A 20,564-nucleotide genomic window follows, 5' to 3' on the forward strand; every position below is an offset into this window, starting at 1 on the left:
GCGCCCTGTTTAGTTTTGACGGCTCTAATAAAAGAAAGAAATATCTTTTATTATTTTATTGAGAATGAGTTGCAAGTCAAGGGATGCGGAGATTTTGTATAGTGCTTTGGTGAAGTTGCACTAGAGGAATAAGAATGGCATGAATTAGGGATTATGTGAGATGGGATTGGAAAGTATTGAATTGATATTAGATGTTGAGGATGTGTTTGGTATCAACTTGCCTGATACTGAAGTTGAGCGGGTTAGGACAGTCGGCCAACTCTGCAATTTGATACGCCAGCATGTAGGAACAAACCACAATTCGGCTTTCATCTCTAGCGAATCAGTGTGTTGTTTGAATGAAGATTGTGGTTATTGCCTGAATACGCTGCCCGCTCAAGGGATGTGCCCAGAATGTGGTCAGTCGTATAACATTAACGTGAGTGTTGAAGAAATTGTAACAGAGCTCTTAGTAGAAAATTTTGATATCAAGCGTGAAGCCATTTCAATGGAAAGTCGGTTTATCGAAGATCTCAATTTTTAGATTTATGCCTTTTAATGAAAATGAGCTTATTGATCTTTAACTGGCCGGGCGATGAGTTTTCGGAGGATGGCGAGGCGGGTTTGAGGTAAGAAGCGGGGGTCTGTAATAAATGGTTTTGTTGTCGATGAGCGAGACGCGGCTGGGGGAGAGAAGGATTTATATTGGTATTAGGGGTGCAGTTGGTGGTGAAGATGACGTTTTTGTTTTCGAGTTTCATGAGCAGATAGAAAAGGTTGAGGTTATACGACTCATGAGAAAACACGCAATTTTATATGCTTGCAGGCGTTATAATGAAGCTGATCGGCTAGTCGTAATTGATGGTGTTGATCATTCTTGCTTATTGTTTGCTTCAAGCGTGAATTCAAATGCCATGGGTGAAATTGGCACGCGGTATTCCTCATGAACTTCAGCGCCCCATGAATCATCCCCACCAACACCCATTTGCTGATGATCGATCATGACTTCAACAAAGTCGCGTCGTGGTAGGTCGATGACATGCTTGGCTTCAAGAAGGTCTTTCATGGCATAGGGACGTATGGTCAAGTTAAACAACTTGCGGCTAGTAATCATTACACTCTGACTATTTTGTTTATCAGAAATCGCTGCCCACCGTACATCGGTATGATTCCCGTTCTGTTGTGGTCGGGTATATTGATAGATCATTTGGTTGATATCAAGTTCATAGATAGCGATTTTGCCACCGGTTTTTCTATCTGCGTATGTTTCGTGTGGCCCGCGGCCTTCAAACCGACAAACACGCATGTCTTTTGGAAAACGTGTGATGACTCCAAAACGCGGCATAAATCGTTTTTGTGGATCTTTGTTTGTTGCTGGAATCAATTCACCCTTAATGTGAAGCTGGTCTTGTGTGTTTAGAGCATAAGTCATGGCAATCGTATCACCTGTACTAATGCGATGTTGCACTTGAATGCGACTGTTTGCAGTGTCAGGTTGGATATGAATGGTGCTGGTTTCAATGGCATCTTGCCAAACAAGATACATTCTGTCGAAAGTTTTTTTTCGACCATATTGATTGTCGTTTTTAATACGCCACGTATTGGGCCGCAAACTTCCGCGCAAAAGATTGTTGCCATTGACGATGTATGCATCAACCCATCCTGTTTGACGGTTGATGTTGATTTGCGTTTTAGTGTTTTGAAGAATGAAAGCATCGTCGGTCTGTGTGATTGTGGCGGTATTGGATTGAGCGAGATGCTGTAAGTCGGCAGGGCGCGATTGCAGTACTTGGCGGTTTAACTCGAATTGATCCCAGGCCATAACCGTTCCTGCTTTTGCCCAGCGAGTATCTTCCTTCAGTTCAAACTGGATGGTCAGATAGTACTCTTGGTCTTGCATATGAAGGTAGGGGCTGACAGGTAATGTAACTTGGATCATCTCGCCTGGTTTTACATCTAGTGAATTAAGGTGACCTGATGTGACGACAGCTCCGTTTGATTCGATGGCCCATTTACCGAGGTATTTGTTGAGATCAATAAAGTCATGCTTGTTGTGAATTTGAAAGTGGCCTGTGTTCAGATCAATCGATTTGACTTTTATAAATTGTTGAACCTTTTTGACTTCATAAAGTGATGGGTTGGGAATACGATCTGCGCGTACGATCCCATTCAAGCAGAAATTATTTTGGTTGGGGAAGTCGCCGAAGTCGCCACCGTATGCGAGATACTTTTGACCTTGCTCATTGGTTTTCCAAAGCCCTTGATCGACCCAATCCCAGATGAAGCCGCCTTGCATGCTAGGATTTGCTTCAAAGATGTCCCAGTACTTTTGGAAGTTGCCAACACTGTTACCCATGGCATGGGCATACTCGATGACTAGCATGGGTTTGTTTCCCCATTTCTTCGAGGTTTCTATCAGCGCATGTGGTTTTGTGTACATTGAGCTGTTGATGTCGGATGAATATCCCCAGCCGCGCCCGGTTGAGCCTTCATACGATACAGGGCGGTCATCACGAGCGTTCAGCCAACCTCTTAAGTACCTGAAATTGGGTCCGTCGCCTGCTTCATTGCCAAGTGACCAGATCACCACGCTGGCAAAGTTTTTGTCACGTTCGACCATGCGTTCGATGCGATCAAGCATAGCGGCTCGCCATTGTTTGTCATGTGCTAGCGGGTTGGTTGGCCAATTTCCCAAGCCATGTGTTTCCAAGTTGGCTTCATCCATGACGTAAATGCCATATTCATCGCACAACGCATACCACAAAGGTGTATTTGGATAGTGTGCTGTCCGAACTGCGTTGATGTTGAACTGTTTCATCATACGCAGGTCCTGCTCCATGCGTTCCCGCGTCATGGTGTGTCCGAGGGTTGGGTCGTGTTCATGGCGGTTGACACCTTTAAAATAGACAGGCTTGCCATTGATCAGGATTTGATTGTTGACGATTTCAACTTCTCTAAAGCCAAAACGTATCGGGATGAATTCAAGCACACGACCTTCGACGTTCTTAATCGATATTTCTGCAACATGCAAATTGGGTGTTTCAGCATTCCACTGGCGCGGCGATTCGACCACTTCATGGAATTCAATTTGGTTGTCACGTTTATTATGTGTGTTAATTGTGAGTGTTTTTGAGAGCAGTTGGCGTGCATCGCGAAGATCGCGGATGGTGATATCAGTGATGATGGTTTGGTCTTGATCAGTGCTGTTGGTGAAATCTATTTTGATGGCCAGTTCGGCATTGGTATATGTTTTATCAAAATCCGCTTGGATTTCTATATCGCGTACATACACTGTTGGTCGGGCAATCAATGTGACATCACGGTAGATGCCGCTCATACGCCAAAAATCTTGATCTTCCAGATAGGACCCGTCGTTGTAGCGATATACCTCAACCGCAATGAGGTTTTGTTTACCGACATGTACATACGGTGTTACATCAAACTCTGCAGCGGTTCTGCTCCCCTGGCTATAGCCTACTTTTTGTCCATTAACCCAAACATAGAACGCACTGCTGACACCATCAAAACGTAAGAGAACACGTTTGTTTTCCCATGCTGCGGGCAAATCAAAATGACGTCTGTAACTGCCAACCGGATTGCGATCATGATAGTTTGTATATTCTTTCTCAGGTTCATCCATCACACGCGGGTAGTTTGATTTGAACGTATAACCTCGGTTTAGATAGATTGGCGTGCCGTACCCTTCACGTTGCCAGTTAGAAGGTACTGGAATTTGGTTCCAATCTGCATCATCAAAGTCATTTTTGTAAAAATTGACTGTGCGTCGGTTTGGATTGCCAATCCATTGAAAACGCCATAAGCCGTTCAGGCTTTTCCATCTGGAGGATGCTTCAGGGGTAAATGTTTTTGCTTCCTTCGAGTTTGCATAATTAATAAACCATGCACGTGCAGGCTCGCGATTGATGTGAAGGAGTTCCGGATTTTCCCAGTCTTGAGTATCTGCAGAAGCGATCATAATCTCACAAACTAATAAAGCTTGTGTGCAAAAAAAAAGCCAGATTGGGAGCTTCATTGAAAACATGATTATCTCCAAGGAACGGAAGTCATTGATTGGATGGTAAGCTTATTAACATTGGGTATGGCCGTACTAGGGTCATAGGGTGTTTGGATGTATCAGGCGTATTGCGAGGATTGTGTAACACTGTGAGGCCTGTAAGGTCAGGATGGACCACATGCTTATATACACATGAAAAGGTCATTCACGAACTTATAGTTTTTGTTTGTTACGACGTTCTATACGTTTGCGGATACCTCGGACGTAATTTTCACGCTTGCCGTCACGCCATGCTTCATCATGATTGTGTTTTAGCAGAGATTTCACTTTCAACCCTGTACGTTCCGGTGATTGGTAGGCGCTATACCACGTGTTTAATTGCAAGGTAAGTTGTTTGATAGTTTGTTGATAAGTGGGGTTATCGTAGTGGTTGGTGGTTTCGTCAGGATCATTCTTGAGATCGAATAATTCGTTAGGCACGTGATCATAGCGAAGGATCAGCTTGTATTGGTCGGTACGAATAAATCGTAGGTCGCCGTACTCGCCGAATCGGGGGGTTGATCGCGTTTCAGCTGGGTTCTCCGCAAAGGACTGGCCGGGATAGTTTTTACTTGCTGGTAAACGCAGGTCTGCGTAATGGCAAATTGTGGCGAAGGTGTCATAGTGATCGACGGCACGATCAGAGATCAGATTGGATTCTTTTTGAGGGTGTCTTATAAGCAGCGGTATGCGGATTGAATGCTCATAAGCATTGAGCGGTCGTGTAGAATTTCCTTTGCCCCAGAAACCGTGATGACCTTGTGTGCAGCCGTGATCCGAAGTGTAAACAATTATTGTATTGTCGAGTTGGTTGGTTTCTTCAAGATAGGCTAGGATGCGCCCGATATTGTTATCAATTTCTGTTACCGCTGCGTAGTAGCCACGTCTGTATTCTTTGATGCCTTCCAAATCGTCTTCGGTGGTTTTGAATGCTTCATTCTTTGACCATGGATGCTCTTTGTAGACGGGCAGGTCGGAAAAACTTGCATCTTTGTATTGATCAATGAGTTTAGGATCATGATGATCTTGATGGTAGGGTGAATGAGTGGCAATGTAGCCGACGTTCAGGAAGAACGGCTGATTTTTGGGGCAATCTCTTAAGAATTGGATTGCGTGATCGGTGATGAATTGTGACTTATTGCCAGAGAGAGTAACAGGCTTGCCGTTAAGGTGATATGTATATTCACCATTATGCCATCCTTGGGTATATGGCAAACCAAAGCATTGATCAAAGCCATCGGGTGTTGTGTGTGATCCACCCAAGTGCCATTTACCTGTAAGCATTGTGTGGTAGCCAGCCTGTTGGAATAATTTGGGGAGTGTTGATTGATCTGCAAGCCATGGGTGATTTGCGATGATTGGATTGTTCTCGTTTAGCCAGTCATGGATACCGATTTGTGATGGCGTTTGGCCAGTCATGATGCATGCTCGTCCTGGTGAGCAGACTGGGCATGGTGTGGTTGCATCACTGAATCGAATGCCCTCTTGAGCAAGTCGATCTAAATGGGGGGTTTGTAATTCTTTATTGCCGTAGCATCCTGCAGCCCACGCACCATGATCATCTGTCAAAAACAGAATCACATTGAGTGGCTTGCCTGCTTGCGGCTGGGTGATTGGTGGATGTATCGCAGATTTTTCAGAAGACACATCTGCTGATGCCCATGATTGACCGATTAACGCTGTGGAAGATGCAAGCAGAAATTGGCGGCGATTTACTTTATGAGTTGTATCAAGTTGGGGGGAGGAATTCATCATTGCAGGTTGCGCCCTCGTAAGATCATTCATATCAACACAAAGGACAGGAGAATACACTGTATCAAAATTCGGAGCGCACCGAAATAGTAGAGAGCGGCTTTTATCATGGGCCAATCATTGGGTTTTCTGGATTGTGTTGCCTTGTGGTACGTTTGAAAAAGTTGGGGTGTGAGGTGATGGCTGGAATGTCATATGGAGGCTACGTTGCTGACCTGAGAGAGGAATTTGCGGGTTGGTGCTTGTGAGAATCGCGTGTTATGAATTGACCGAAGCCACGGGTCTTACGATCAGTTTGCGGAGGACGGCTAGCAATGTTGAGGCGGGTTTGAGATAGGAAGCGGGGGGGCGGTAGTAAATGGTTTTATTGTCGATGAGTGAGACGCGGCCGGGTGCGCCGGTGAGGATTTCGTCGAGTTTTTTGGCGCTGCTGGTGGTGAAGATGATGTCTTTGTCTTCGAGTTTGATACGGTCGATTTGTAGGGTGGATGCGGCGATGCGGAGTTCGGTGAGGTCGATGAGTAGTTGGGCTTGCTGGGGGGGCGGGCCGTAGGCGTCGGTGAGGTTTTGGGTGACAGAGGTGAGGTGATCGAGTTTGAAGGCGCGAGAGAGTTGGCGGTAGGCTTCCATGCGATACTTGTCGGAGGCGATGTAACGCTTGGGGAGTGATCCTACGAAGGGGAGTTCGAGGTGGGTTTTGGCAGGTTCGATGACGGGTTCGTTGCGGAGACGTTTGGTTTCCTGCTCGAGCAGGAGGCAGTACATTTCGTAGCCGACGGCGGCGATGTGGCCGGACTGTTCGGAGCCGAGCAGGTTGCCGGCCCCGCGGATTTCCAAATCGCGCATGGCGATTTTAAAACCGGCGCCGAGCATGGCGTATTGTTCGATGGCTTTAAGCCGTTTGACGGCGACTTCGTTCACCGTGCGGTTTTCCGGCAGGAGCATATAGCAATAGGCGCGGTGTTTGTACCGGCCGACGCGCCCACGGAGTTGGTGGAGTTGTGCGAGGCCGAAGTTGTCTGCATCGTTGATGAACATGGTGTTGGCGGTGGGGATGTCGATGCCAGATTCGATGATGGTGGTGGCGACGAGGATGTCGTATTCGTGTCGCATGAAGGCGAGCATGATTTTTTCAAGATCGCGTGGTGACATTTGTCCGTGGCCAATGATGATGCGGGCGTCGGGGACGAGTTTTTGGAGTTCGTCTTTAATGGTTTCAATGTTGTGAACGCGATTATGGACAAAGAAGATTTGGCCATCACGATTGAGCTCGCGGACGATGGCGTTTTTGACACGGTTGCGATCAAAGGGGGTGACTTCGGTGACGATCGCGCGGCGGTCGACGGGTGCGGTGGAAAGTGAGGAGATGTCGCGGAGCCCGATCATGGACATGTGGAGTGTACGGGGAATGGGTGTGGCGGAGAGGGTGAGGACGTCGGCGGTGAGGCGGTATTGAAGGAGTTTGTTTTTATGTTCGACGCCAAAGCGTTGCTCTTCATCGATGACGACGAGCCCGAGATCGCCGAAGCGGATGTCTTGGGAAAGTATGCGGTGCGTGCCGATGAGGATGTCGACTTGCCCGAGGGTGAGGGCGTTTACGATTTCTTTTTGTTGTTTAGTGGTTTTGAATCGGGAGAGTGATTCGACCCGGAAGGGGTAGTCGGCCATGCGCTGTTTGAAGGTGATTTCATGTTGTTCTGCGAGGACGGTGGTGGGGACGAGGACGGCGACTTGTTTGCCGTATTCGACGGCTTTAAACGCAGCGCGGATGGCGATTTCGGTTTTGCCAAAGCCGACATCACCGCAGATGAGTCGGTCCATGGGTCGCTCTTGTGCCATGTCATGTTTGATGGCGGCGATGGCGGCGAGTTGATCTTCGGTTTCGTCGTAGGGGAATTCGGCTTCGAATTCCTGCATCCATGCGGAGTCTTTGGGGAAGCGGGTGCCGGGCATGGTTTCACGTGCGGCTTGGACTTGGAGAAGTTGTTTGGCGAGTGAGCGGACGGCTTCGGCGACGTTTTCTTTTTGTTTGGACCAGGATTTTCCGCCGAGTTTGGAGAGGGGTGGGCGGCCATGGAAACCGCCGATGTATTTTTGGATGAGGTCGATTTGTGTGATGGGGACGTGAAGGAGGGCCTTTTGTGCAAATTCGAGTGTAAGGTATTCGGAGGAGAGTTTGCCGCGGCGCATGGTTTTCAGGCCGGTGAAACGCGCGATGCCGTGATCGACGTGGACGACGTGATCGCCGACATCGAGATCAAGGAATGCATCGGAGGCTTGAGTCGTTGAAGTATCGAATGATACCTTGCGCACACGGCGGCGGGTCTCATAGCGGTGGAAGAGTTCGTGGTGAGTGACGAGGTGTAAGATTGATTCGGTGGAGGTCGTTTGTTTTTTGCGACGTTTGGCTTTCTTGCCGGAGAGGGAGACGGGGGCGGTGTTCTTGTTTGTGAGGCCGATCTCGCGGGTGATTTGATCGGTGTGATGCCAAGCGAAGCCGTGGTGGAGTGGGGCGACTGAGAGGTTGATGTTCTCAATGGCGTCGGGGGCTTCTTCGTGTAGTAGGGCGCGGAGGCGGTCGGCTTCGGCTTGTTTGCGGCAGAGAACGTGGACGGTGTTGCTTGGATTGATTGCGAGATTGGCGAGTTGTTGGATGGCGGCTTTGGCGTCTTGTTCGAAGGGGATGAGTTGATCGAGAGGCAGGTCAACACGGTCGTTGATGTCAGTACGGGGGGCGTATTGCGTGACTTCAATGTGGGTTTTGCGGGTGAGCCGGCCGAAGGTTGCGTTGGGTGAGTAGATGCCGTCGGGAGAGGTGAGGCGTTCGAAGTAGCCGCGGGCTTGCTCGGAGAGCTCGACGGTTTCGTGCATGATCACAAGGGTTTTTTCAGGGAGCAGATCGATGAGGTTGGTGGTTTGTTTGTTAGATTGGATTTGTGAGGCGGAGGCACCGAGGATGCGGATGGATTTGTGCCGGGCGCCGGAGCCGAGGGTTTCGATGTCTATCTCGGAGATAGAGTCAATCTCGTCGCCGAAGTAGTCGAGTCGGATGGGCCCGATAGGCTGGTTGGCATCTTTTTCTGTTTGTGCAAAGGAGCCAGCGGGTGGGTAGATGTCGATGATGCCGCCGCGGACGGAGAAGTCGCCGGGTTGATCGATGGCGTCTTGTCGCTGGTAACCTGCGCTGGTGAGCCAATCCATGAGTGCGGAAGGATCAAGTACCAATCCTTCATGTAACTCCTTTGTAAACTCCGGCAGTACCTCCGGCATAGGAACGGATTGCATCAATGCCTGAATCGGTGCGACGAGTATTTGCGGTGATGTTTGTTGCTGCTCCGCAATGGATGAAACAACGGCGAGGCGTTCGCCGAGGAGTTCAAGCGAGATGTTTGATTCGCCGGGGAGAACTTCGAGTGCGCCGAAACGTGAGGCGGTGCCGGGTAGGTCCACGCCGTTTTGTTGCAGCATCTCGAAGTCGTCGAGCGCGTCGTCGGCTTCATCGAGGTGGGCGACGACGAGCAAAACGGGGCGGCTGGTTTTTGTGGCAAGAGCGGCAGCGAGTAGGTTGGTGGAAGAGCCGCGTGAGCCGTTGCAGATGATGCGACCGTTGGTGGGGGGATTGGATGTGAGATCGGTAAGCGCGCGGATTTGCGCGGACTCGAAAAGATCGGCGAGCCATTTGGGGGGCGAATTCATTAGAACTATTGTAGCGATTGGAAGGTGCGATGTGAAAGCGGGAGCATTGCCGATGATGAGACCCCACGGCGTGGAAGCCGTGGGCTTGGAACTATTAAAGTTGAGCTAGATTTGCTTGTTGGGTTGGCCGCTAATTTTGGTTTGCGAGAGAGTGATGGGGATGGTGTAGTTGGCTTGTGGGAGTGATGCGGGATTGGGGGCATGAATCTCGTCGATATCATCAAAGATGATGATCATAGCGATCTCGTCGCAGGCTTGGTTTTTCGGGCAGTTGATACAGACGGACCAAACCTTGAGCGGCAGGGTTTGCCGATCGACGACGGAGAAGCCGAGGGATTCGAAGAATTGTTGCTCATAGGTGAGCGTAATGATCTTCTTGATGGAGAGTTCATGAGCTTCATCGAGGCAGTGCTGGGTGAGTGCTTTGCCGATGCCATGCCCTCTGTAGTTGGGATCGACCGCGAGGGATGAGATTTCGCCCATGTTGGCCCAGATGATGGAAAGGCCGCAGACGCCGATGACTTTGTGTTCATTGTTGGTGGCATCAATGGCCACATGGTACTTACGGATGTTCTCATAGAGGACAGCCAATGATTGCGGGAGCATAAGCCCGAGTTCGGCGCAGTCACCAATGATGCGATGAATGGCGGGGACATCGCTAAGGGTGGCTTTGCGGTAGAGGATTTCGGGTTTATCTGTGGGCATGAAATGTATTTTAGTATTTGTGAGGGTGTGGAGGAAATGGGCGGGTTAATTGTCTGGTTGCTAGGGTGAGGATTGGTTTTGCGGTGGTGGGTGCGGGGGGGATGGGGGGTGTTTTTTCAGGAAGAGATTATGTAGTTCAAAGGTGAGGATGATGATTCCGCCGATTGCGAGGGGGATGAGATAATAGATGCCGCGGAAAAGAATGATGGCGGAGAGTGCAGCGTTGGCATCGAGATAAGGTGAGAGCATGAGCAGAAGGGTGGCATCGAAGACGCCAAGGCCAGCGGGGACATGTGAGGCAATACCGATGAGTTGTGCGATGATGTAAATGGAGAGTACCGTGAAAAAGTGAATCTGATGATGTTCGGGTAGGAGTGTGTAAAGCACGAGTGCGGCAATTGACCAGTCGGCCATACCGATGATGGGTTGGAAGATCGCGAGTCGGAGCTTGGGAAGATATAACCAAATATGGCCGGGCAAACGGACTGCGCGACGTAGTTTGTGGCAGAGGATTAAATAGACCAGTATCGCAATAATGCACAGGATGCCAATCGGCCTGACAAATTGGTCAGGGATATGGATTTGCTCTGGTAACGAGATGGGGTTGATGGTGAGTGATAAGCCAGCTAGAGCAATGATGCCGAGCCAAACAGAAAGCCATGTGAAGCCCACGATGCGAAAGACATTGGTAGGCGAGATTCCCCATGCAGGGTAGAAACGAAAACGCATGGCAGAAGCGCCTAGCAGTGAAAGTCCGATGTTGTTGGAGAAGATGTAGGAGAGCAATGATGCGAAGGCAGTTTTATACCACGGAACTTTACCGCGGATATATAACATCGAGAGGATATCGTACAGGCTGAGAGTGAGGTATGAGCAGAGCGTGAACAGTAGTGCGAGAAGGATTTGATGTGTGGGGATAGCGGTGAGATGCTGTTCGATGCCAGCGAGTGTGAGGTGCTTGATTTGTTTGTGTAGGAGTAAGCCGACCGCGATCAGGATGGCAAGGCCAAACAGCGGCCCGAGGTAGCGAAGGACTTTCGGGTGGGTCTTGGTCGGCATGTCTGTAAGTGTATTCGGATGGAAATAGATAGAAGTTGGGTCGTAGAATTATCGGCAAGAGATGGTCGCTATAAGTTATGAATAGGCTTAATTTATAGGGACTTTTGGATGTGACCGGGACAGACTAGAACAAAGAATCTTGTATGGGCGGTTCCTCACCATTCAGGTTGGCTAGGATGGTCGTTTCATCCCAGATGGCGACGCCGAGTGAGGTTGCTTTATCGAGTTTTGATCCTGCAGAGTCACCGGCTAGAACAAGATCAGTTTTCTTCGAGACCGAAGAAGATACTTTTGCGCCGAGTGCTTTAACTTTGTCAGTGAGTTCTTTGCGGCCAAAGGATTCAAATGTGCCGGTGATGACGACGGTTTTGCCGGCAAAGGGTGAATCGGCAGAGGGCTTAGCACGTTTAGGTGCGGTGAGATCGAGCTTTGCCTCTTTGAGTTCAGCGATGATATGTTGCCCCGATTCATGATGTAGGAAGTGATGGATGGATGCGGCGGTGATGGGGCCGATCTCGTCAATCTCGGCAAGTTCTTCCTCTTTGGCTATAGCAAGGTCGTCAATGTTTCCGTAATGTTCTGCGAGGATTTCCGCTGCACGTGCGCCGATGTGCCGGATACCAAGGCCGGCGAGCACGCGGGCGAGGCCACGCGCTTTGGAAGCTTCGATGCCGGCAAGCATGTTGTCGACTTTTTTCTCACCCATGCGATCCAGTTCGACAAGTTGATCGCGCTTGGTGTAAAGTGCATAGATGTCGCCGAAGGAATGTAGCAGATCCGCATCGAACAATTGGATGATGGCTTTCTCGCCAAGCCCATCAATGTCCATCTGGTTGCGTCCAACAAACCAAATCAATGATTCGCGGAGTTGTGCGGGGCATTCGCGGTTGATGCAGCGGATGTCGACTTCATCTTCGAGTTGCTCGGTGGGCTCGTCGCAAGAGGGACAGGTGGTGGGGATAGGTATTTTTTGCGTATTTTTCAGGCGCTTTTCGGTGACAACGCTGACAACTTGCGGGATGATTTCGCCGGCTTTCTCGATGATCACTGTGTCGCCGATGCGAATATCCTTCTCGGCGATCATGTCTGCGTTATGAAGTGTGGCGTGCTGAACGGTGGTGCCAGCAAGAAAGACAGGCTCCATGGTCGCTCGCGGCGTGAGGCGGCCGGTCTTGCCTACTTGCCATTCGACGTTGAGCAGTTTTGTTTCTGCTTGCTCAGCAGCATACTTAAAGGCGACGCACCATTTTGGAAATTTGGATGTGGTGCCGAGTTGTTCCTGTTGCGCGAAGTTGTCGACTTTGATGACGGCACCGTCGGTTTCATAGTCGAGTTTGGTGCGTGTGGTGTCGAATGAGTCGATGAAGTTGACAGCGTCTTCGATGGAGTTGCCAGAAGTGATGTGTGGGTTAACGGGTAAGCCAAAGGATTTGAGTGCGGTGAGGAATTGGCTAAGCGATGAATAGGGATTGGGATTCATTTGGCCGAAGCCGTGGGCGAAGAAGCGGAGGCCCTTGGCCACTTGTTTGGGGTCTTTGGTTTTTAATGCACCGGCTGTGGCATTGCGGGGATTTGCGAGTGGTTCATCACCTTGCGCTTTTTTTTGCTTGTTGATTACATCAAACGCAGCGGCGGGCATATAGATTTCACCGCGAACTTCGAGGATATCGGGGATGGGATATTTTTTTGTCGCGTGTAGTTGCAGAGGAATGGCAGCAATGGTGCGGACATTGCTTGTGATGTCATCGCCTTTACGGCCATCGCCCCGTGAAAGTGCTTGAGTGAGTTGGCCGTTTTCATAGGTGAGCGATACAGCGACACCATCGATTTTAGGCTCAAATTGCAGGGGGATATGAGCCGTATCTGATTCGGTTAGGCCGAGCCCTTTGAGTACGCGGCCATACCAGGCCCGCAATTCAGCTTCGTCATAAGTGTTGTCGATGGAGAGCATGCGGACTTTGTGGGCGATAGTTTTGAAGCCGTCAATCGGTTCGCCGCCGACGCGCTGCGTGGGAGAGTCGATACGCTTGAATTCTGGATGTTGTTCTTCGAGTGATTCGAGTTGCTTAAGCAGTTCATCGAACTCGCGGTCAGAGATGAGCGATTTTGCATCGACATAGTAGCTGCGAGAATAGGCATTGAGTTTGTCGGTGAGCTTGTCTATTTGCTTTTGCGGCGTATCTGGCATGCTTAAGATTTTATCCGAAGCGACAGGGGAGGGGGAGCGATCTTGAGAAGGTATTCTGTGAAAGCATGCATAAAAAACCGCGCTCAAGGCGCGGTGCGAAAATGTCAAGATGCTGCATCACCGATCAGAGTGCACGGAAGACTTTTTCCATCGCTTCCTTGGCGGCAGGATGCTTGATCTTAGCCGCAAGACTCTTTACTGCGGGAAGCTGTCCCTCGCGTTTGAGTTGTATGACGATAGTTTTGAGGTGCAGATTGCGGTCACGCTCGAAGCGTGGGAAAGCTTGCTCGAGTTCATGCCGGGTGTATTTGGAGAGCGGGTCGTTGAGACTTGTTTGTACGATGGCCCAGTCGATCAGTGACCGAGGTTCAGTGCTGAAACGGAAGGTTTCAAGCGTGGCCACGAGCCGCTCCATGTTACTGAGGAACGGGTCTGAGAGTTTTTCCGGGAGGTCCCAGAGTTCTTTTGCAGTGCTGACACCCGCTGCTTTTTCGAGAGCGCCGAGCCATCCGCCGGATTTTTTTTCTTGTAGTCCTGTTGTGTTCATATCTGTAAAATTCCCCTGTGTCGCAAGTGGTGCAACAGCCGTGTTGATGACAACGCGTCCTTTGTTTGGAAAGTCAATGGAGAGGCGTTGTGCGAGATTCCCTTCATGTGTGATCGTTGTTGCTTGGGCAACAACGCCTTGTCCCCACTCGGGACGTTTTAAGTGAAAAAGCTTATCCCCACGCTGATATTGTTCATGCATTCCCATAACCAACTTCCACCCATGCCCAAGATAAGTTGTCGATGTGAATCGACTTACTTTAAAGCGCTGTGGTTGACTGCGGCTGAATCGCACAAGCAAACTTGCGCGCTATACAACATCTCATGCACAACCGCTGTACTTCAAAATGATCAGCCCCCTACTGTACAAGACATTCCCCTTCGCCAATGTAACGTTATGCTGCAACGCTTAACCACACCTGAACAGGATCAACTGTTACAGATGATTATTCCGGCGAAACCAATGCTATTCATCTTTCATCGCCAACCACGAAAACGTGATTGATACCGCAACATGCTTCAACAATTTGAGTATATCGTTATCGGGCTTTTTCTTGCAAGTGGAAATCAATTTTTCCACATGCATCCTTGCCAATCATTCTTGCTGGGTAGCTGAGCAATTTCAACCCGACGTGTATATCTCATAGCATCGGCTTAGTGTCGTAGTCATGTTTACAAGGTTGCGTGACTTTCTAATGTTTGCGGAAATAGTTTAAATGTGAGTACTTATATGGGTTTTCCACAGGCAGTTAGTCGAATCTACTATAGTACGTAAAAGGCGCTGTTGGTCACTGCTTTTTGAAGTTAATGTTGTATAAGCATATTGGTAGTAATAGCTTAAGATCTATTTGTGTTATAGGTTTCTTATTTAACTTCGATATCATGGCGATCAGAATTGTGTAAGTATTCTCATTCTATATACGGTCTAGGCTATTTCTTATAAATTTATCTAAGTCACACTTTCATCAAAGGTTTACGTAGCATACTTAGAACATTTATAAAAAAAGGGGGTTGCATCAAGAAACTAGGGTGGGTATCTTAAAAGTAACTTGATGAGGGTAAGTCACCCAGAATCAAGTATTAATTTGCCCCCGGAAGCCCGTGTTGCTGCGTTCTGCAGTAGCGCGGGTTTATTGTTTTATTAGGATGAATAATGGGGTTTCTAGATACTTGAGGGCGTTAATGTTAGACCACGCGTTTTGTGATTGTTGCCTTGTTTGGCTATGAAGGCGCAAATGTCTAGTTGTTATATTTTTGTGAACAATGTGAATTGCAGGGTAGTTTGAAGGCTAGGTTCAAAGTGGATCATTCCCGCCGATGCCAGATTGTGATTCTGTGTCATCATCGCCTGTGATGCCATTGAATTCCGACTCTTCGGCTTCACTTTCTTCTGCTGCAAGGATGTCTTCCTGGTCTTGATAGGCGGTGACGGCGGTGGCCTCGAGGAGCTTGTCGATGCGGCGACGCACAAAGAATAAGAATGGCACATGCGGGATGCGGCGCAGCTCGGCGCGGCCGGTAGCGGAGTACACGATCAATGTGCCTGCGCCACAAAGTAAAAGCTCAAACAGGTCTGGATAGGTGCTGCGGAAACGCTTGGCTCCACGCGCGAGTGAATCGTCGGCTCGCCCCCATGAAAAATGTTCAAACTCGTTGTGGGTAATGCGCCACTTATGTTGGATGCGTGACCAAAGGAGCATGACAAGGTAGGGAGGAAGAAGCAGGATACTTAATGCTAACGCAAAGCTGCGGGGGTAAGTCACTTCTAATGAAGCGAAAAAGCGGTAGATATTGCCGAAGAGTGTGAAGTGTTCGTAGTTCTGCAACCACATACCAAGGAAGAAAATGGCAATGAAGACGACACCCCAAAAGGCGGCATGGTTGCGCTCGATATCGACACTGATGGTAAGGACGACTAGGAGTGAGATCATCAGGTAGATCCAGCCGAGCAAAGGCTGAAGGGTGTCGTGGAAAGGATAGAATAGGAAGCCAGTGAGGATGAGCGGCCAGATAAAGACGAGCTTCGGATAGGTATAAAAGATGACCTGTTGTTTGTTGCGCTTGTCATGTTTTGGATTTGGTATCATGGTGAGCACATCTTAACGGGTTGGTGAGTATAGGGCATGAGAAAGTTGCTGGGTTTGGCAATCCTGCGACAATGAATTGAAAAAATTGCACAGATGATTGATTCTTGCGGTTGGTTGTAAGGCAGGGTGGAGCCTTTACAATATGGATTCTGCATTGAGGGGTATCGAACGTTTTAACAAGAAAGAGGATTTGAATGGTAGTGTTACGCGGACTCAAGTGTGTGGGGCTATTACTTTGTGCTGTTGTGATGATAGTTTGTGTTCGGGTTGAAGCGCAGGTTGGACCACAGTTATTACTTTCACCTTGGGCTGAGCATGAACATTGGGTGGCGTCGGATGATCAGCCGGTGTTTATTGTTGGGAACGAAACAGAGGGTGGTGCGGATATTGATATGGTTTATTATCCATCACGTGGGAAGGTGAAGTTTGATAAGGCGAGTAAGGATCCTAAGTGGACACTTGGCTATAAGTTTGATGCGATTGTGGTGGATAATAAGATCGGAATTCCGGGTGACCTAAATGACTTGGCTGTGGCGGTGGGGTATTCGGTGGGTGAGATTGCGGATGACTGGACATTGGATCTTGGTGTAGGCGTGGGAACAGCCAATGATGGGCACTGGGACAATGAAGATTCGTGGTATGCTCTAGCTGATGCTGCGGCAACATGGCGGATGGATGAAAATAAAATCATGGTGGTGGGGTTGTCTTTTGATGGAAATCGTAATGTGTTTCCGGATGCGCCGTTGCCGTTTATTCAGTTTACACATTACTATTCGCAAACATTTCAATATCGGTTGGGTTTGATTAATGGCGTGACATGGCGGCCGCGGAAAGATATTGAATTAAAAGCAGATTTGGGGTCATTGTTTAATGACGAAGTTATTGGTATTGATGCAAAAGCGACGTGGTTCGTGACAGAGAAGTTCCATGTATTTGGCGAGTTTGAAAATGTTCGCAACGGTTTTTACCAAGAAGGCCAAGGGCATGAGCGTATGTTCTATATGGCCAATTTTATTGACGCAGGTGTACGGTACATTGTGAACGAGGGGATTGATCTTTCGGGGGGGATTGGTTGGGCGTTTAACCAGCGTTTTGCGACCGGATTTGATATTCGTGATCTAACAACGGTGGCTGAGCCGGAAGATCATATGCTGTTTTTCTTGCGGTTAAAAGGCACATTCTAAGCCAATGATGATTAGAGGTTGATTTTTACGAGCTGCTTTCGGGCGGCTTTTTTTGTGGCCATATGATGTCAGGTTGTGCCGCATTGTGTTTGGGTTATAACGGCTGCGTGATAGAGGGGACACAGTAATTTGCCAGAATTCGTTACGCGTTATAACCGGAACAGTTTAAAGCGCAAAGCTTGTCACGGTTGCCAAAAGCCACTGGTTTTCCCAGTCATTTCGTTTATGCCGGTGCAGCTGGAAAAAGTTGTGATTAAACACAAGGTAGTGATCAAGGTTGTTTGAGTTGACGAAGTATGATGTAGGTACAGGGTTTCCGGCGGGCAGGCAATGACACGATGAGGTAGGAGCTGGCCATGAAACCCAAACGCATTTTAATTGCCGATGATGATGCTACGTTGGTCCGAATTCTTGAGATGCGCCTGCGGCATATGGGGTTTAACACACAAGCAAGTCATGATGCGATGCATGCACTGACATTGGTGCACCGGGACCCTCCGGATTTGGTGCTACTTGATATCAATATGCCTGCGGGCGATGGTCTCGCGGCGTGTGAAATGCTTGCAAACGATCGAAGATTGCAGCATATTCCTGTGGTGGTTGTGACCGGCCGTTCAGACCAGAAAACGGTGGATCGCTGCCATGAGTTGGGTGTGCCGCTGGTGGTGAAGAATGGTGACGTTTGGAGCAATCTAAAGCATGTGGTGGGTGAAGTGTTCAGCATGGCGGGGGTAGCATAAACATAAAAATCAGATGAAATTGGCGCGGCACTTTTTGTTGTGATGTCGCTCGATTGCTTCTATCCATGTGATAGCCGGTGCTGCGCTATGGTTGCGTAGTGCCGGTTTTTTTGTGAATGGGTTATGTTTCAGGAGGTGCGTCGTCGGGATGGATCGAGACGGCTTGTTTGCTGGTAGTCAGCCAGAAGCGACCTATGGCGATCTCGAATGATTCGTTGTGGTCGAGATCACGCATGTGGTAGACACCTTCCATGGTGCCCCAGTGTGTGGGGAGTTGGCAGAAGCTGGTGTATTTAAATGCGTTACCGGGTTCAAGGATGGGTTGTTCGCCGACAACGCCGTTGCCTTGGACTTCACGACGATCGCCTTCGCCGTCGATGATGTGCCAGTGTCTGGAGAGGAGTTGGACACGCTTGTCACTGTTATTTTGGATGAGTATGCGGTAGCCGAAGAAGTATTGACTTTCATCAGGGTCGGACTCATCAGGGAGGTAGTAGGCGGATGCGCCGACGCGGATATCGTGTGTGGTGGTGTCGGAGAATTCGGGGCATCCCATGCTGGGCTCCTGATGATGATCCTGAAAGGCATGTGCTACGTCATAGGATTGTATCCCGAGATCTGGTTGGTGTGTTAGTGTATCGAGCGATCATGTTTGGGGGTGATAAAAAAGGCTGCCGTGAGCGGGCAGCCTGTGTGAAGTATCGAAATGTAAGTATTTTGATTATGAGGCTTGGCGTTTGCGGCGAGTGAGGGCAATGAGGCCTGTCAATAGCAGTGCGGCAGAAGCGGGTTCCGGGATGGTTGCGATGCTGCCATCGGGATTGTAGGCGACGAGGTCGAGCATGAAGTTGGCGTTGCCGGAGCCTTTGAACATGATGGAATCCATGGTGAGCTGGAGCATGTCGATAGCGCCGTTGCCGCCAGCGAAGCTGTTCCATTGGCTATCATCTTCGAGGTTCCATTCGTAGAGATGCCATTCACCGTCGGCAATGACATTGAGCCAGTTGCCGCGTTCGCCGGTTAAGGGGTCGTCGAGGACGATGGCAGTTTGCATGTTAGCATCGGAAGTTTTCAGCCAGAAGCCGATGAAGCCGCCGGCGAAGAATTCGGTGTTACCTTCGGGGGCAGCAATCTTGCCTTTGCCAGAGACATGACGGAGTGTCCAGTTGCTGTTGCCATCGAAGGATATTTGTTGCGCGCTTGTGCCATATTTGCCACCGGCGACGATGGCGGTTGAACCATTTGAGATGCCGGAGGTCGAGCCGGAGAAGGTGAGTGAGGAATCAAAGTTGGTGCTGCCGTTGTCGAACGATTCAATGGTCATGGCTTCGGCTTTGTCCGCGAGTAGGGCACGGTTGTATTCGCGAATGGCTTGGCCGTAGGCGTTGAGGGTGCCGTTTGAATTGACGAGTGATTCATATGAGAAGATCTGGTAGCCGTTGGCGCCGTTGTTTTTAGCAATATTGATTTGATCGATGGTTCGCTGCGGGGAGCCGGTTGGGCTATCGGCATGGGCGTACGTGCCGATGCCTGCAACGACGGCGGCTTGCCTGTTAGCGCGGTCTGGATACTTCTGAAGATTGCTAAGGAAGGTTGAATTGCTGTTGGTGTAGTTCATGACCATGGTCATATCGGCGGTGCCATCGGCGGCCCAGTCGTCACCGTCTTGCTGGTAGTATGCGGAGCCGGAGATGGGATTGGCCCATGTGTCGGCCGAGAGGACGGCATCGGGTTTTGCAGCATGAAGTGTGTTTTTTGATCGTTCGACAATACCAGTGATCTTGCTGGCGATCCATCGTTCGTATTGATAGCGACCCCATGAAGAACTGAAGTCGGGGGCCGCGCCTTTCTCCGCGGTGTAGATCGCCACAGTAGCGGCATCTCTCATGTAGCCCTCGCTAACTGCGCCGCTGATCATACGGATATAGTCAAGGTTGATACCGTCAACATCATAGTTTGTTGCAATATCATTCACGATATTGTTGATATGATCTTGGAAGGCAGGGAGGGCGGGGTTGCCAGTGACGTAGCCCGATTGTGGGGGTTGCGTAGAACCGTCAGCTTTTTTAAGTCGCCATTCTGGGTGAGCATTCCAAGGATGATTAGGGTCGGAAGGGGGAGTGGAGCCGTTCCAGAGGGGCATGGTATTAATCCAAGCGCTGAGTTTCATATTCATGCCGTGAGATTGATTAATGGCGCGGTCCAGCGCATCAAAGGAATTAACTTGTGGCTCAAAATTAGAGTTGTAGTATGCATCACCTTGTCCGCGGACTTGGAAGGTGACGTCTGAAAAACCCATGTATTTTGAGTTGTAGATAGCCTTGTCGACACTGGCGGAGGAGCCGTACTCAAAGCGTGAAATCCAGATACCGCGGTAGTCGGCGAAGTCGGAATTCTGGTCGATTGCGGAGGCGGTAGTGGCTAGTGTGCCCATCATGCTGGCTGCACAGATCGCCGTTAGCAGGGGGTGCGTCATGGTCATCTCCAAGTATTTGCTTCATTTTTGCGATAAGCCGTAAAAATTGATTCGCTCCTATAGTTATATAACATGACGGCGAATGTGAGAAGAAAAAA

13 protein-coding genes are annotated in these 20,564 nt (G+C 49.4%); 3 read left to right on the forward strand and 10 right to left on the reverse strand.

What is annotated here, in order from left to right; genetic code table 11:
- Positions 1 to 160 precede the first annotated feature (160 nt).
- The gene (locus ACQ6WK_RS02935) at positions 161 to 523 is read left to right on the forward strand and encodes a hypothetical protein (RefSeq protein WP_432799248.1); all 363 of its coding nucleotides are present in this window, start codon (positions 161 to 163) and stop codon (positions 521 to 523) included.
- Between the two features lie 327 nt (positions 524 to 850).
- Here ACQ6WK_RS02935 and ACQ6WK_RS02940 read toward each other — a convergent pair whose 3' ends face one another.
- The 8 genes from ACQ6WK_RS02940 to ACQ6WK_RS02975 all read right to left on the reverse strand — a co-directional run bounded on the left by ACQ6WK_RS02940 (position 851) and on the right by ACQ6WK_RS02975 (position 16,066).
- A complete protein-coding gene (locus tag ACQ6WK_RS02940; RefSeq protein ID WP_432799249.1) occupies positions 851 to 4,021 on the reverse strand; it encodes a glycoside hydrolase family 2 TIM barrel-domain containing protein in 3,171 nt (1,056 codons plus the stop codon).
- Positions 4,022 to 4,207: 186 nt separating this feature from the next.
- On the reverse strand, positions 4,208 to 5,788 hold the full coding sequence (locus tag ACQ6WK_RS02945; protein ID WP_432799250.1) for a sulfatase family protein: 1,581 nt from the start codon (positions 5,786 to 5,788) through the stop codon (positions 4,208 to 4,210).
- 255 nt (positions 5,789 to 6,043) lie between these two features.
- Complete coding sequence (gene mfd / locus ACQ6WK_RS02950) at positions 6,044 to 9,481, reverse strand: transcription-repair coupling factor (RefSeq protein WP_432799251.1); 3,438 nt, start codon at positions 9,479 to 9,481, stop codon at positions 6,044 to 6,046.
- 105 nt (positions 9,482 to 9,586) lie between these two features.
- The gene (locus ACQ6WK_RS02955; protein ID WP_432799252.1) at positions 9,587 to 10,186 is read right to left on the reverse strand and encodes an N-acetyltransferase; all 600 of its coding nucleotides are present in this window, start codon (positions 10,184 to 10,186) and stop codon (positions 9,587 to 9,589) included.
- 60 nt (positions 10,187 to 10,246) lie between these two features.
- A complete protein-coding gene (locus ACQ6WK_RS02960; protein WP_432799253.1) occupies positions 10,247 to 11,245 on the reverse strand; it encodes a lysylphosphatidylglycerol synthase domain-containing protein in 999 nt (332 codons plus the stop codon).
- 124 nt (positions 11,246 to 11,369) lie between these two features.
- Positions 11,370 to 13,433 (reverse strand): NAD-dependent DNA ligase LigA, encoded by a 2,064-nt coding sequence (ligA, locus tag ACQ6WK_RS02965; RefSeq protein ID WP_432799254.1) that lies wholly within the window; start codon positions 13,431 to 13,433, stop codon positions 11,370 to 11,372.
- Positions 13,434 to 13,557: 124 nt separating this feature from the next.
- On the reverse strand, positions 13,558 to 14,187 hold the full coding sequence (locus tag ACQ6WK_RS02970) for a DUF3553 domain-containing protein (RefSeq protein WP_432799255.1): 630 nt from the start codon (positions 14,185 to 14,187) through the stop codon (positions 13,558 to 13,560).
- 1,087 nt (positions 14,188 to 15,274) lie between these two features.
- Positions 15,275 to 16,066 carry a hypothetical protein gene (locus tag ACQ6WK_RS02975; RefSeq protein ID WP_432799256.1) on the reverse strand — a complete coding sequence of 264 codons (792 nt, stop codon included), beginning with the start codon at positions 16,064 to 16,066 and terminating at the stop codon, positions 15,275 to 15,277.
- A gap of 194 nt (positions 16,067 to 16,260) precedes the next feature.
- Here ACQ6WK_RS02975 and ACQ6WK_RS02980 point away from each other — a divergent pair, with 194 nt between their 5' ends.
- Together ACQ6WK_RS02980 and ACQ6WK_RS02985 are read left to right on the forward strand one after the other, a co-directional pair.
- Positions 16,261 to 17,250: a hypothetical protein gene (locus ACQ6WK_RS02980; protein ID WP_432799257.1), complete on the forward strand. Its 990-nt coding sequence runs from the start codon at positions 16,261 to 16,263 to the stop codon at positions 17,248 to 17,250.
- A gap of 356 nt (positions 17,251 to 17,606) precedes the next feature.
- Positions 17,607 to 17,990, forward strand: coding sequence for a response regulator (locus ACQ6WK_RS02985; protein WP_432799258.1), 384 nt, complete (start codon positions 17,607 to 17,609; stop codon positions 17,988 to 17,990).
- A gap of 121 nt (positions 17,991 to 18,111) precedes the next feature.
- On the opposite strand, the gene apaG is transcribed toward ACQ6WK_RS02985, so the two are convergent.
- Both apaG and ACQ6WK_RS02995 read right to left on the reverse strand, forming a co-directional pair.
- The gene (gene apaG / locus ACQ6WK_RS02990; protein WP_432799259.1) at positions 18,112 to 18,546 is read right to left on the reverse strand and encodes a Co2+/Mg2+ efflux protein ApaG; all 435 of its coding nucleotides are present in this window, start codon (positions 18,544 to 18,546) and stop codon (positions 18,112 to 18,114) included.
- Between the two features lie 165 nt (positions 18,547 to 18,711).
- Entirely contained in the window at positions 18,712 to 20,466 is a 1,755-nt protein-coding gene (locus ACQ6WK_RS02995; protein WP_432799260.1) for a family 10 glycosylhydrolase, read from the reverse strand.
- Positions 20,467 to 20,564: the final 98 nt, after the last annotated feature.

The sequence above is a fragment of the Poriferisphaera sp. WC338 genome, assembly GCF_050931845.1.
GTDB lineage: Bacteria > Planctomycetota > Phycisphaerae > Phycisphaerales > Phycisphaeraceae > Poriferisphaera.